Here is a 15907-nt window from a genome sequence, read left to right as displayed (position 1 = left end):
AAGTAAGCGAAATTCTCTAAATGACTGCGTAAAAACGAAATAGAGCAAAAATTGGAGTCAAATATGCTAACGGCAGTTAATAGTTTTGAACTGTCTCCACAACAGAAGTATTTGTGGAGTTTACAGCAAGACAATAGTTTTGTTTATTGCGCTGTTTGTGCTGTATCAATTACCGGAAATTTGCAAACAGAAGTTTTAAAAGCTGCTATAAATCAAGTCGTTGGAACTTATGAAATTCTCCGCACTAATTATCGAGATATGCCGGAGATGAATTTGCCGTTGCAGTTCATTAACGATCGGAGTGCATTTTGGCATCAAGACTATGATTTAAGTAGTGAGAGTTATCAAGATCAAGAAGAAAAGTTAGAAAATATATTTAACAATTTTTGTAATTTAGAATTCAACTTAAGAGAAGGTGCGGTATTAAATTTATCTTTAGCTAAATTAGCAACAAATAAATATATTTTACTGGTTGCTTTACCTGCTCTTTGTGCTGATAGATTAACATTACACAATTTTATTAAACAAGTAAGTAATTTATATACCTCTATCTATCATCAAGAGGAGGTATTAGATAGTGAAGTATTACAATATGCTGATTTATCTGCGTGGCAAAACGAGCTTTTAATAGCAGAAGAAACCCAAGCAGGTAGAGATTTTTGGAGTAATATAGATTTTTCAGCTTTAGCAGCCTTACAACTACCTTTTGAAAATACAGCAGCAGCAAGTTTACCATTCAATCCTCAAAGTTATTGTTTGAAATTAGATATTGATTTTCAAGATAAAATTACCAATTATGCTCAAGCTCATAATATTGCCCTAAGTGATGTTTTATTTACCTGCTGGAATATCTTGCTGTGGCGGTTGACAGGACAAGACAATTTAATTACAGGCATTGCTACTAATGGACGTAAATATCAAGAATTAGAATCAGTTTTAGGTTTGCTCTCTAAATCTTTGCCAATTTCTATTCATATTCAAGAAACTGATACTTTTGGAAAGCTTTGGCAGAAAGTTAAAATTAATTTAGATACAGCTTCTACTTACGAAGAATATTTTTCTTTAGAAAGAGAAGCTGAGTTTTTACCCTTTACTTTTGAATTTGAACCACAATTACCACAGTATGATGCTGTGGAGGTGAAATTCTCAATTCATCAGCAGACTGTTTATATAGATAGATATAAAATTAAACTATCTAGTTATTATCAAGACAACTCTCTATACCTCAAGCTTTGCTATGATGCAAACCTATTTTCAGTCGATGATATTCAAAGATTAACACAGCAATTTTGTACTTTATTAGAAAGTGCGATCGCTTTTCCAAATTTACCAGTTTCTCAATTAGAAGTTCTTGATAAAACAGAGAAGCAAAAATTACTCCAAACATTTAATGATACCCAAGTAAATTACGATCGCAATCAATGTATTCATCACCTCTTTGCTGAACGAGTAATTAATACACCAGATAAAATAGCACTCATTTTTGAAAATGAAACATTTACCTACACTCAACTAAATAATCGAGCTAACCAAATAGCGCGTTACCTACAAAAATTGGGCATTGGTGCTGAGATTTTAGTGGGCTTATGTGTTGATAGATCCCCATTAATGGTATTGGGTATTCTAGCTATTCTCAAAGCTGGTGGTGCTTATCTACCACTAGACCCAACTTATCCTCAAGAGCGCTTGGCGTTTATGTTGCAAAACTCTCAACCCAAGGTTTTGCTAACTCAAGAACACCTCAAAGCTGAATTACCTGCACATGAAACACAGGTAATCTGTATAGATCAAATTGGCCATATTATTAGCCAAGAGTCAACAGAAGATTTAACAAAAAGTGCATCTACTTCTAATTTAGCTTATGTAATTTACACCTCTGGTTCCACAGGCAAACCCAAGGGTGTGCGCGTCACCCACGCTAATTTGTGCCATTATGTGCAAGCGATGCAACAGGCGCTAGGTATCACAGCCGATGATGTCTATTTGCACACTGCATCCCTAGCTTTTTCTTCTTCCGTCAGACAATTAATGGTTCCTCTGACGCGAGGTGCAACTGTCAAAATTGCCACCCAGGAACAACGTCAAGATCCCTTAACACTATTTCAAGGAATTAAGCAGGATAATATCACAGTCATTGATATTGTTCCTTCTTTTTGGCGCAATTGTAATTACACTCTCGCTAGTTTAGCGCCAGAGTCAAAAAGTTATTGGTTAGATAATAAACTGCGCTTAATTGTTTCTGCTAGTGAACCACTGTTATCTGATATTCCGATTAATTGGAAGTTTGGCTTACAACATCAGACATATCTTATTAATATGTTTGGTCAAACAGAAACCTGTGGTATTGTCGCCACTTATCCCATCACTATCGAAGCAGACGCACCAACTAAAGTAATTCCTTTAGGTAAACCAATTGCTAACACTCAAATCTATCTTTTAGATCAACATTTGCAACCAGTACCTATTGGTGTGGCGGGTGAATTATATATAGGTGGTTGGGGTGTCGGACAAGGATATTTACATCGTCCTGATTTAACAGCAGAAAGATTTATTCCTAATCCCCTTAGCCATGAACTGGGTGCAAGACTTTATAAAACAGGGGATTTAGGACGTTACTTACCAGATGGCACAATCGAATTTATTGGACGTAGTGATTATCAAGTTAAAATTCGTGGTTTCAGGATTGAATTAGCAGAAATAGAAGCAATATTAACTCACTATCCCCAAGTGCGGGAAGCTGTGGTAGTGATGCGGGAAAGTGAAACTGGGGATAAGCGATTAATAGCTTATTTAGTTCCTGCTAACTCAGAAGCGATAGATTTGAATGCGCTTAATAAGTTTTTGCAGGATAACTTGCCTAATTATATGTTGCCCTCTAACTTTGCCATTTTAGAAGCTTTACCTCTGACTCCTAATGGTAAGGTGAATCGCCAAGCATTACCTGCACCAGAAGAATTATCACAACAAATAAAAAGTGCTATTACCGTACCACGTACCCCTGTAGAAGAAGTCTTAGCAGGGATATGGGCAAAAATTCTCAGTGTTAAACAAGTAGGAATTGAAGAAAACTTTTTTGAATTAGGCGGACATTCCCTGTTAGCGACACAAGTTATGTCCCAAATACGAGAAGCTTTTCAGCTTGAATTACCCCTACGCAGTTTGTTTGAGTCGCCAACAGTAGCGGAACTGGCGCAATGTGTTGAAGCGACACTGAGAGAGGGGCAACAACTAGCTGTTTTACCTATAGAAAAAGTCACACAAGAAGATAATTTACCGTTATCCTTTGCTCAACAAAGACTGTGGTTTTTAGACCAATTACAACCTGGAAGTTCTGCTTACAATCTATCGAGAGCAATACAAATAAAAGGAGAACTTAATATTGCAGCATTAGAACAAAGCTTCAACGAAATTATCCGTCGCCACGAAGCTTTACGTACTACTTTTGTAAGTGGGAATGGAGAACCACAGCAGATAATTAACCCGGAAGTTAGTATTACATTACCTGTAGTAAATTTACAGGATTTAACACCAGAACACCGGGAAATAGAAACCAAACGCAGAGCTATAATTCAAGCGCAACGTTCTTTTAATTTAACTAAAACACCATTATTAAATGTTGTTCTATTGCAGTTAGCAGAACAGGAATATATTTTACTGTTCACAATACACCACATAGTTGCTGATGGTTGGTCAGCAGGAATAATTATTAAAGAATTAGCTGCCTTTTATGAGTCTTTCTGCACAGGTAAATCTTGTGAATTAGCCAGTTTACCTATTCAATATGTAGATTTTGCCGTTTGGCAAAGAACATGGTTACAGAAAGAAGTTTTGGCATCTCAGATGGAATATTGGAAACAACAATTAAGTGGTGATTTACCAGTATTAGAACTTCCTATTGCTAAACCGCGCCCCAAGCAGCAAACCTTTGCTGGTAAAAAGCAGAAATTTATGCTATCTCCAGCTTTGACAAATGCGCTAAAAGCTTTGAGTCAAAAGCAAGGTGTAACGTTATTTATGACTTTATTGGCAGCGTTTAAAACTCTGCTTTATCGTTACTCTGGACAGGCAGATATTTTAGTCGGTTCGCCTATTGCTAACCGTAATCGTAGCGAAATTGAAGGGTTAATTGGCTTCTTTGTAAATACTGTAGTCTTGCGAACTAAACTAGAGGAAAATTCTAGTTTTATTAACTTGCTTAAACAAGTAAGAGAAATCACTCTAGGAGCATACACTCATCAAGATTTACCCTTTGAATTATTAGTAGAAGAATTACAACCACAGCGTAGTCTCAGTCATACGCCAGTATTTCAGGTAATGTTCGCGCTGCAAAATATGCCTGGAGATGGGTTGAAGCTATCAGGTTTGAATTTGGAATATTTGCCGATAGAAAATGATACGGCTAGGTTTGATTTGAGTTTGTCTTTTACTGATAATGTTGAGGGTTTAGTTGGGGAATTAGAGTATAACAGTGATTTATTTGATGCTGATAGCATTAAATCTATGCTGAGGCATTTAACAACTTTGTTAGTAGATATCGTTGAGCATCCAGATAAGTCTATATCAGAGTTGTCTATACTTACGCCAGCAGAACAGCAGCAAATTTTAAGGGAATGGAATTATACAGAAGCTGATTATCCTCATGTCTGCGTGCATGAGTTGTTTAGCGCCCAGGTAGCTAAGACACCGGATGCGATCGCTGTGATAGCTGGTTCACAACAGTTAACTTACAAAGAACTAGACGAGAAAGCAAATCAGCTAGCACACTATTTAAGCAGCTTAGGTGTAGCTAGAGAAGTATTAGTGGGAATTTGTTGCGATCGCTCTTTACCCATGATCGTCGCCCTCCTCGCCATTCTCAAAGCAGGTGGTGCATACATACCTCTAGATCCAACATTTCCTCAAGAGCGTTTGGCGTATATGCTCCAAGACTCCCAAACCTCAGTCTTATTAACCCAGCAACATTTATTACCAAATCTTCCACCCCACTACGCTCAAGTTATTTGTTTAGATAGCAACTGGGAAAGCATTGCCATCCAAGAAATAAACACTTCTAACAGCAATATCGAGCCGGATAATTTGATGTATACAATCTATACCTCCGGCTCCACTGGCAAACCCAAAGGTGTACAAATTACTCATAGAAATGTAGTAAACTTCCTTACTTCTATGCAGCAGGGATTACACTTAAGCCATCAAGATAGTTTGTTTTCAGTTACTACTTTATCTTTTGATATTGCAGTTTTAGAAATCTTTCTTCCTCTAATAGTGGGAGCCAAAGTAATTCTTACTAGTCGAGAAATTGCAACCGATGGCGCGCAGTTATTACAGCAACTAAATAATTCTGCTGCAACTGTTATGCAAGCTACCCCTGCAACTTGGCGAATGTTATTAGATGCAGGCTGGGAAGGAAATTCTCAACTCAAAATTCTCTGTGGTGGCGAAGCCTTACCCCAAAGTTTAGCTCGCCAATTATGCCAAAGATGTTCTCAGATTTGGAATTTATACGGCCCCACAGAAACAACTATTTGGTCTACAATTTATCAAATAAGTGATAGCGAAAAAACAGTTTCTATTGGTCGTCCTCTAGCTAATACCCAAATATATATTTTAGATAAATATTTGCAACCTGTACCCGTAGGGATTTCGGGAGAAATATATATTGGTGGTGTAGGATTAGCACGGGGTTACTTTAATCAGCCAGAATTAACTAAAGAAAAATTTATTACTAATCCATTTAATCCGAAAACATTACTCTACAAAACTGGTGATTTAGCCCGTTATCTACCCAATGGAGAAATTGAATACTTAGAACGTATTGATTATCAAGTAAAACTCCGAGGTTTCCGCATTGAGTTAGGAGAAATTGAAGCGGTGTTAGAACAATATCCCGCAGTATATCAATGTGTAGTGATGGTTCGAGAAGATGGATCGGAAAACCAGCGTTTAGTTGCTTATTTAGTTGCTGAAAACGCTGTTACTGATGAACTGCGGCAGTATTTACGGCAACAACTGCCTGAGTACATGATACCGAATGCTTTTATGTTCTTGGCAGAAATACCATTAACACCCAATGGAAAAGTTAACCGTCGTGCTTTACCTACGCCAGAAAATACTCATTTAGAGACAAGTAATTTTGTTGCTCCCCGCCATCCAATAGAAGAAGTATTAGCCGGAATTTGGACTCAAGTTTTGGGTGTGAATCAACTAGGAATTCACGACAATTTCTTTGAACTAGGCGGACATTCTTTATTAGCAACTCAAGTTATTTCTCGCATTGCTAAAACTCTGGGAGTGAATATACCGCTTCAGTCTTTATTTGAATTTTCTACCATTGCAGAACTAGCTAAAAATATTCAAGAAGCCAGTCATCAGGGTGTTTCTGCTATTACACCTGTTCCCCGTAATGAGAATTTACCTCTATCCTTTGCCCAAGCTAGATTATGGTTATTAGAACAAATTAACCCTGATAGCGGTATTTACAATATGCCGGCAGCAGTTCATCTCGTGGGTGAGTTGAATGTAGACGCATTAGAGGAAAGTATTAACGAAATTATCCGTCGCCACGAAATTTTACGCACTACCTTTACTTTGATAGATGGGGAACCATTACAAATAATTGTCCCCAATGTGCAGCTAAAAATACCTGTGGTAAACTTACAGAAATTATCGGAAGCTGAACGAAAAGCGGAAATTCAGCGTTTGAGTGTTGAGGAATTTCAATATTCCTTTGATTTTACTCAAGCACCGTTGCTCAGATGCACACTTTTACAACTAGGCGAACAAGAACACATCTTACTGTTCACTATTCACCATATCGTTTTTGATGGCTGGTCAACGGGTGTATTAATTCGGGAGTTAGCAGCACTTTATACCGCTTTTGCTGCGGGAAAAGCCTCTCCTTTACCAAAATTACCCATTCAGTATGCAGACTTTGCAGTTTGGCAACGTCAACATTTGCAAGGTGAAAGACGAGAAGCTTTACTCACCTACTGGAAGCAGCAATTAGCAAACGTACCCATTCTGCAACTACCCACAACCCGTCCACGTGCAGAAGTAAAGACTAACCGGGGTGCTAGTCACACATTTGTAATACCTGCGTCAGTAGTGCAAGAAGTGCGACAGCTTGCCCAGCAAGAAGGTGTAACCTTATTTATGACACTGCTGGCAAGCTTTAAAATTTTACTGCAACGCTACAGCAGCCAAGATGATATTGTTGTTGGCACTGATGTTGCCAACCGCAATCAAGCAGAAATTGAACCATTAATTGGCTTTTTCATTAACTTATTAGTTTTACGCACTGACTTAAGTACTAACCCGACTTTCTTAGAGTTGTTGCAACGTGTTCGCACTCAGACACTATCAGCTTATGCTCATCAAGATTTACCCTTTGACGAATTAGTTAGAGAATTACAACCTGAGCGCCATTTAAGCAATACAGTTCCATTATTCCAGGTATTGTTTGTCCTGCAAAATACACCGACATCAGCCTTAGAATTACCAGGATTAAACTTAAAATTACTAGAATTAGAAACCAAGAATTCTAGATTCGATTTAGCCTTATTTCTCACAGAAACCGAGCAAGGTATAGAAGGTAAATGGCAATATAATGCTGATTTATTTGCCGCAGATACTATCACAATAATTACAAATAGTTGGAAAACATTAATCAATAGTATTATCCACCAACCTGAAAGCCACATCAATACATTAGAAATGCTTACAGAAGCAGATAAGGCACAACAAACTATGCAACAACAGGAGCGTAAAGCTGCTAAAAGACAAAAATTTATGAGCATTGCTCCGAAAGCTGTTAGTCTCATAGCAGAGCAATTAATCAAAACAAACTATCTACAAGCAGGACAAAATTTTCCTCTTGTAATTCAACCAAATACTACAGAAGTTGACTTACTATCTTGGGTAGAGAATAATCGAGAATATATCGAGACAGAATTATTAAAACATGGAGCGATTTTATTTAGAGATTTTAATATAAAATCAGTTTCAGAGTTTGAAAACTTCGCTCAAACAATTTGTCCCAATTTATTTGCTGAGTATGGCGACTTACCCCGCACTGGTGAAGGTGGTAACGTTTATGGTTCCACTCCTTATCCAGCTGATAAAGCAATCCTTTTTCATAATGAAAGCTCTCATTTACATCAGTGGCCTCTGAAGATTTGGTTTTTCTGTGTGCAACCAGCACAACAAGGTGGAGAAACGCCGATTATAGACTGTCGCAAAGCTTACAGACTAATCAATCCCAAACTACGAGAAAGATTAGAACAAAAACAATTAATGTATGTCCGTCACTATACCAATAGTCTGGATGTTAGCTGGCAAAAGTTCTTTCGTACCAATGATAAATTTGTTGTAGAAAATTATTGCCGTCAAGCAAAGATTGATATTGAATGGTATGATAATAACAGTTTAATTACTCGCCAAGTTCGTCCAGCTTTGGCAGTACATCCAAAAACAAGTGAACTTGTATTTTTCAATCAAATTCAGTTACACCACATAGCATATTTGGACGAAGAAGTTAGAAAATCATTATTATCTACATTTGGAGAGCAACAGCTACCGCGTAATGTCTATTACGGGGATGGAACTTCTATAGAAAATTCAGTTATTGCTGAAATAAATGAAGTTTATCAGCAGTCACAAACTAGCTTTCCTTGGGAGCAAGGTGATATTTTAATGCTAGATAATATGCTGACTGCCCACGGGCGAAATCCTTATGTAGGTTCTCGTAAAATTGTGGTAGCAATGGGAGAAATGATTAAGGAAATGCTGAGTTGATGAATATGGTAAACCTGAGATTTTTAACACAGAGACGTAGCGATAATTCGGAGTTTTGATACTCTTTTAGCAAAACAGGATTGTCATTTTTCAAAATAGAGGCGCAAAAAGTAAAAATTTAATTTTTGAATTCAAGAATACAATTCAGCAATGTCTTAAATTCAATTATGTAACAGGAGGATAAACACTTGATCTCTTCAAAACAACGCAATACTAATCATGATGCGATCGCTTCTATCTATGACTTAAAAAGTCAACTAGAACGCCACGATATTGTGTTGGAGTTTATAGACAAGTTTATCCTCAAAAATATTCCCGAAGGAGCGCATATTTTTGACCTTGGTTGCGGTACGGGACAAGTTGCCCAACGGCTTCTAAAAAGAGGTTATCAAGTAACTGGACTTGATAGTTCTGAAAGAATGCTGAATGTTGCTCGTGAAAATGCACCAGATGCTAAATTTATTCTAGATGATGCCCGCTTTTTTAAATTAACACCAACTTTTCACGCAGCTATTTCAACAGATGTTGTTCTCAACTATATCCTCAGCATTGATGAACTAAAAAATTCATTACAAAATGTGTATGATGCCTTATTAGAAAACGGTGTTTTTGCCTTTGAATTATATATTGAAGAATTATGTGAGTTAGAGTGGCAAAATAATGAGTCTGGTGGCGGTGTTAAAGATGATAATGTCTGGGTAGATATTTGGAGTTATGACACAGAAAATAAAATTGGTCGAAAGGACACTACCATATTTGAATTAGTAAATGGGCTATGGCAACGTTCAGACAGGAGTTTTTTCTTAAAAGCTTATTCAGTACCAGATGTTAAATCGGTATTAGAACAAGTAGGATTCACAGAAATTAGTATGTTTGAATTAAAACAGGATTTGGGAGTAGATAAAGCGTTTGAAAGTGCCTGTTTTATTTGCCGAAAACCACTAAGTTGTACTAGTTCGTAATTAAAAGATTCAGATTTAATCGAGATTTTTGTATTTTAGAGAATTGGCATTAATAAGCGTGGGTTAGCAAAATTGTGTGTTCTTACTCAAGAGTAATAAGAAATGTATGTCAAATCAAATAACTCAGGGGTTTCAGCTTTCCATTCAACAAAAGCGTCTTTGGTTATTACAGCAGTCTAGTTCAGCTTATTTGGCTCAATGTGCTTTTCTTATAGAAGGCAATCTTAAACCAGAGATATTAAAAATTGCTTTAGAACAAGTTGCTATTCGACACGGAATTTTGGGTACAACTTTTCATTGCTTACCTGGAATGAAAATTCCTGTAATGGTTTTAGGAAATAGCAGTATTTTGTCGTGGCGTGAGATTGATTTAACTCACTGTGAACCGAAAGAACTTTCAAGCAAAATTGCATATTTTTGTCAGGAAGCACGTAGTTTTAATTTCGAGTTTAAGCAAGGGCCACTTTTACATATATCTCTACTGAAACTTGGTGTGCAGAAGCACAGTTTAATCATCAGTTTACCTTCACTTTGTGCCGATACCCGGACACTCAAAAATCTGGTAACTGAAATCAGCAAGTCATATTCTGCTTGCTTACAAGGTGAGAGGATATCAGAAGAAGTTGTCCAATATCTGCAATTCTCAGAATGGCAAAATCAATTACTCACAGATGAAGATACAGAAACAGCTAAAAAATATTGGCACGATCAAAAGCTTTCTACACTCGCTTCGTTGAAGTTACCTTTTGAGAAGCAGCCATTACAGCCATCAAAATTTGAGATAAACTGCTGTCGATTAGATATTACTCCTGATGTAACAGCTAAGATTGCCAACTTAGCTCAAAAGTATGATACCTCCACAGATGTTGTCTTACTAGCTTGCTGGCAAACTCTGATTTGGCGACTTACAAGACAGCCAGATATCGTTATTGGTATGGCTAGCGATCGCAGAGACTATGAAGAACTATACAACTTATTAGGACTTGTGGCTACTTGGTTGCCAATTCACAGCCATTTGACACCAGACTTACGCTTTAAAGAAGTTTTAGAACTAGCTCATCAAACTATAGAAGCGGGTGCAGAATGGCAAGATTATTTTGTGCCAGAACCCATAGAAAATCACGAACAACTAGCTTTTCCCATCGGTTTTGAGTTTGAGCAACTACCAGAAAAACTCTTTGCTGGCGACGTGTCATTTTCGCTTGAGCAATATTACAGTTGTATTGAACAATTTAAAATAAAACTTACTTGTACTCAAAGTAAGCATTCTTTAACGACAGAATTATACTACGATACTAATTATTTTTCAGCCGATACTATTGAACGTCTAGCCAGAGAATTTCAAACTTTATTAACGAGTGTAACTGCTAATCCTGAAGAGAAAATCAGCCAATTAGAAATTCTCAGCTTTAGCGATCGCCAAGAATTATTGGTAGAATTTAACCAAACACATCTTGACAATCTACAAGATAAATGTATTCACCAACTATTTGAAGCACAAGTACAAAAAACACCTGATAAAATTGCCATTGTATTTGAAGATCAACAACTAACTTATGCACAGTTGAACTGCAAAGCCAATCAACTTGCTAACTATTTGCAGCAGCAAGGAGTCAAGCCGGAAGTTTTAGTAGGACTTTGCACAGAGCGATCGCTCTTGATGATTATTGGACTTTTGGGCATCCTGAAAGCTGGTGGAGCCTATCTACCACTAGATCCAACCTTACCCAAGGAAGGTTTTGCTAGCCGATTGCAGGATATCGAAATACCAGTGATATTGACACAACAGCGATTAGTCGATAACCTACCAACAGATATAGCTGAGATAATCTGCTTAGATACAGATTGGGATATCATTGCCGATCGCAAAGATGATAATCCCGCCAGTGCAGTGACAGCCCAGAATTTAGTTTATGTCTTGTTCACCTCTGGCTCTACTGGTAAACCGAAGGGAGTTGCGATCGAACACCGACAACTACTGAATTACCTTCACGGAATTACACAGAGGTTAGACTTATCAACAACAAATAACTTCGCTACAGTTTCCACCTTAGCTGCCGACTTGGGTAACACTGGAATCTTTGCTGCTCTTTGCACTGGCGGATGTCTGCATATATTATCCATTGAGTGTGCTACAGACTCAGCAGCCTTGGCAAAATATTGCCGCACCCATCCGATCGACTGTCTCAAAATTGTTCCCTCTCACCTGGCTACTCTTCTCGCCTCTGCACCATCCGATTCCATCTTGCCCCGCCAGCAGCTAATTCTGGGTGGTGAGGCTGCAAGTTGGCAACTTATTGAACAGATTCGGCAGCAAGCATCATCTAGCTTAATCTTCAATCACTACGGCCCTACAGAAGCCACCGTGGGGGTTACTACCTTTGCAGTTGAAAATCAGCAAATTACTACGCAGACAGTACCTCTTGGTCGTCCACTTGCCAATACGCAGATTTATTTACTGGATGAGCTACTGCAACCAGTACCCATTGGTGTAGCAGGTGAACTGTACATTGGTGGTGCGGGTTTAGCTAGGGGTTATCTCAATCAGTCTGATATAACGGCAGAAAAGTTTATTCCTAATCCTTTTGCAGAGACGGGTTCGCGTTTATACAAAAGTGGTGATATGGCTCGTTACTTACCTGACGGCAATATTGAATTCATTGGGCGAGTCGATCGCCAGGTAAAAATTAGGGGCTTCCGCATTGAACTTGGAGAAATTGAAAGCGTATTGTGTCAACATCTGCAAGTGCAACAGGCTGTAGTTTCTGTTCGGGAAGAGAATGGCAACAAATCTTTAGTAGCTTACATTGTTTCTAAGCAACAACAAATACTTAATGTTAGTGAACTACAAAGATTCTTGAGACAGCAATTACCGGAATACATGATGCCCTCAACTTTCATCATGTTAAAGGCTCTGCCACTAACACCCAATGGTAAAGTTAACCATAGTGCGCTACTTGAATCAAATGGCGATCGCCTAGAATTGGCAGCAACTTATGAACCACCACAAAATGAGGTAGAGCAAGCGATCGCTAATATCTGGCAACAGATGCTTCATGTTGAGAAAGTGGGCATTTATGATAATTTCTTTGATATCGGTGGTCATTCATTACTGCTTGTTCAAATTCACGCCAAACTACGAGAAATTTTTCCTACCAATATATCTGTAATTAATTTATTTGAACATCCAACCATCAACTCTTTAGCTAAATATTTAACGCAAAAGCAAACCGAAATACCTTCCTTTGAAGAAAGCACTCAACGCGCCCAAAGCCGCACTGCTTCCAGGCAATCTAGAGCGCACTCCAGGTAACATTGACTAAATTAGGATTGCTAAAACCTACTAATAACAATTTACACATGACATATAATGACCTTAAGGAAAATCAAATAAGCGATTTAGACATAGCTATTATCGGTATGTCAGGGCGGTTTCCTAAAGCCAGGAATTTGGATAAATTTTGGCAAAATTTAAAAGATGGTTTGGAAGCAATTTCATTTTTTTCAGACCAAGAGCTAGAATCAATTGGTCTAGACAAAACTACACTAAATAATCCGAATTATGTCAAAGCAAAAGCTATATTGGAAGATATAGAATTATTTGATGCTGGATTCTTTGATTACTCTCCTAAAACAGCAGAAATAATAGATCCACAGCACCGCCTATTTTTGGAAACAGCTTGGGAAGCTTTGGAAAGTGCTGGCTATGATTCTAAAACTTATCAAGGTCGAATTGGTGTTTATGGTAGTGCCAGTATTAGTAGTTACTTTTTATTCAATCTTTTTTCCAATCCTGAATTAATAAAATTAGTTGGTCTTGACCAAATTAGACATAATAATCGTACAGATAATCTGACTACACGAGTTGCTTATAAATTAGACTTAAAGGGTTCAGCTATCACGATCCAAACTGGATGCTCTAGTTCATTAGTTGCTGTTCATTTAGCCTGCCAAAGCTTAATAGATCGTGAATCCGATCTGGTCTTAGCAGGTGGAGTTTCTATAACTAACTTACAAAAAACTGGCTATGCTTATCAAGAGGGAGGAATTTTGTCTCCCGATGGACACTGCCGCGCCTTTGATGCCAAAGCGCAAGGAACAGTTGGCGGTGATGGTGTAGGTATAGTCATTTTAAAACGATTAGCAGATGCGATCGCCGATCGAGATTATATTCATGGTCTGATTAAAGGTTCAGCCATTAATAATGATGGTTCAGCCAAAGTTGGCTATACAGCTCCGAGTATCGATGGTCAAGCCAAGGTGATTGCAGAGGCTCTCGCCATCAGCAGAATCGAACCCGACATGGTCAGTTATATAGAGGCTCATGGCACCGGCACAGTTTTAGGAGATCCGATTGAAATTGCCGCGTTAACTAAATCTTTTCGCGCCAGAACTCAGAAAAAGAATTTCTGCGCCATCGGTTCGGTAAAAACGAATATCGGCCACTTAGATACTGCATCTGGTGTTGCAGGTTTAATCAAAACTGTCCTCGCGCTCAAAAACAAGCAAATACCACCAAGTCTGCACTTTCAAGAACCATCACCCCAGATTGATTTTGCTAACAGTCCCTTTTACGTTAACAACAAGCTTTCAGAATGGAAGTCAAACGGACATCCTAGACGTGCAGGAGTCAGTTCCTTTGGTATTGGCGGCACTAATGCTCATGTGATTCTAGAAGAAGCCCCGGTAGTGCAGCAGGGGGGCAGGGGGGCAGCACTTCGGCTACGCTCAGTGACCGAGGGGCAGGGGAGGAAACATCATCTGTTGGTTGTTTCTGCAAAAACAGAATCAGCATTAGAGGCAGCTACGGCAAATCTGGCTAATCACCTCAAACAGCATCCCGATTTAAACTTAGCTGATGTTGCTTACACTCTGGGGGTAGGTCGTCGAGCTTTTGACTATCGTCGGATGGTAGTTTGTCAAGACCTTGATGATGCAATCAAAGTTTTAGAGACAAAGGATACGCAACGAGTTTTCACGCACTATCAAGAACCAGGTGAGTCAGAAGTTGTGTTTATGTTTCCCGGTCAGGGATCTCAGTATGTAGACATGGGTAGAGAGTTATACCAAACTGAGCCAATTTTCCGGGAACAGGTTGATTATTGTTGTGAACAACTTAAACCTATTTTAGGGTTAGACTTACGCACTATTCTCTATCCCAGCCAAGAACAGACCCAATGGGCGACAGAATTGTTGACACAAACTCATATTACTCAGCCGGCATTGTTTGCGATCGAATATGCTCTAGCACAATTGTGGTTATCTAGGGGAGTATGCCCTAGTGCAATGATTGGTCACAGTATAGGAGAATATGTCGCTGCTTGTTTAGCTGGGGTATTTTCTTTAGCAGATGCATTGATGCTAGTTGCTACTCGTGGACAACTGATGCAGCAACTACCTTCAGGAGCAATGCTGGCTGTAGCACTACCTGAGAAAAAAGTTACGCAGATGCTAGGTGATAAACTTTCCTTAGCAGCCATCAACGCACCAGAGCGCTGTGTAGTTTCAGGCCCAACCGCAGAGATTGAAGATTTACAAAACCGCTTAACCGAGCAAGGGATTGACTCTCGTTTTCTGCATACTTCCCATGCCTTTCATTCTCAAATGATGGAATCTATTATTGAGCCATTTACCAAGTTATTCACAAAAATCAATCTTAATCACCCAAAAATTCCTTTTTTATCTAACGTAACTGGCACTTGGATTACTCCAGAGGAAGCAACAGATAACAATTATTGGGCTAAACATTTGCGGTCATCAGTGCGCTTTGCTGATGGGATTACTGAATTATGTAAACAGCCAAATCGGATTTTTTTAGAAGTTGGATCTGGTCGCGCTTTAAGTACTTTAACTAAACAACAAGCTCAAGGACATTTGGCACTTTGCTCCATACGTCATCCTCATGACCAACAATCCGATGTTGCATTCTTACTAAATACTCTGGGACATTTGTGGCTGTGTGGAATACAAGTGGATTGGTCAGGATTTTATACCAATCAAAAATGTCATCGACTTCCTTTACCGACTTACCCTTTTGAACGACAAAAATACTGGGTTGAGTCTTCTATAAATAATGAGTTAAATCAATTGAATGTAAAAGATGCTCAGAATAATCAAAAGTTAGAGAATGAACAAATTAGTAGTTATAAAAA

3 protein-coding genes and 1 pseudogene are annotated in these 15907 nt (G+C 38.5%); all 4 read left to right on the top strand.

Going from position 1 to position 15907, the window contains the following annotated elements:
- Positions 1 to 63 precede the first annotated feature (63 nt).
- Positions 64 to 8793, top strand: coding sequence for a non-ribosomal peptide synthetase (locus tag RMX69_RS18910; RefSeq protein ID WP_322638368.1), 8730 nt, complete (start codon positions 64 to 66; stop codon positions 8791 to 8793).
- Between the two features lie 188 nt (positions 8794 to 8981).
- Positions 8982 to 9755, top strand: a complete 774-nt coding sequence (locus tag RMX69_RS18905; protein ID WP_322638367.1) for a class I SAM-dependent methyltransferase — start codon at positions 8982 to 8984, stop codon at positions 9753 to 9755.
- Positions 9756 to 9861: 106 nt separating this feature from the next.
- Positions 9862 to 13068 carry an amino acid adenylation domain-containing protein gene (locus tag RMX69_RS18900; RefSeq protein ID WP_322638366.1) on the top strand — a complete coding sequence of 1069 codons (3207 nt, stop codon included), beginning with the start codon at positions 9862 to 9864 and terminating at the stop codon, positions 13066 to 13068.
- Positions 13069 to 13115: 47 nt separating this feature from the next.
- Positions 13116 to 15815: pseudogene (locus RMX69_RS18895) on the top strand (type I polyketide synthase); the annotation flags it as partial.
- Positions 15816 to 15907: the final 92 nt, after the last annotated feature.

Origin of the sequence: Nostoc sp. EspVER01, assembly GCF_034530635.1 — a bacterium.
Taxonomy (GTDB): Bacteria; Cyanobacteriota; Cyanobacteriia; order Cyanobacteriales; family Nostocaceae; genus Nostoc.
This window is presented reverse-complemented; position numbering and strand designations above follow the sequence as displayed.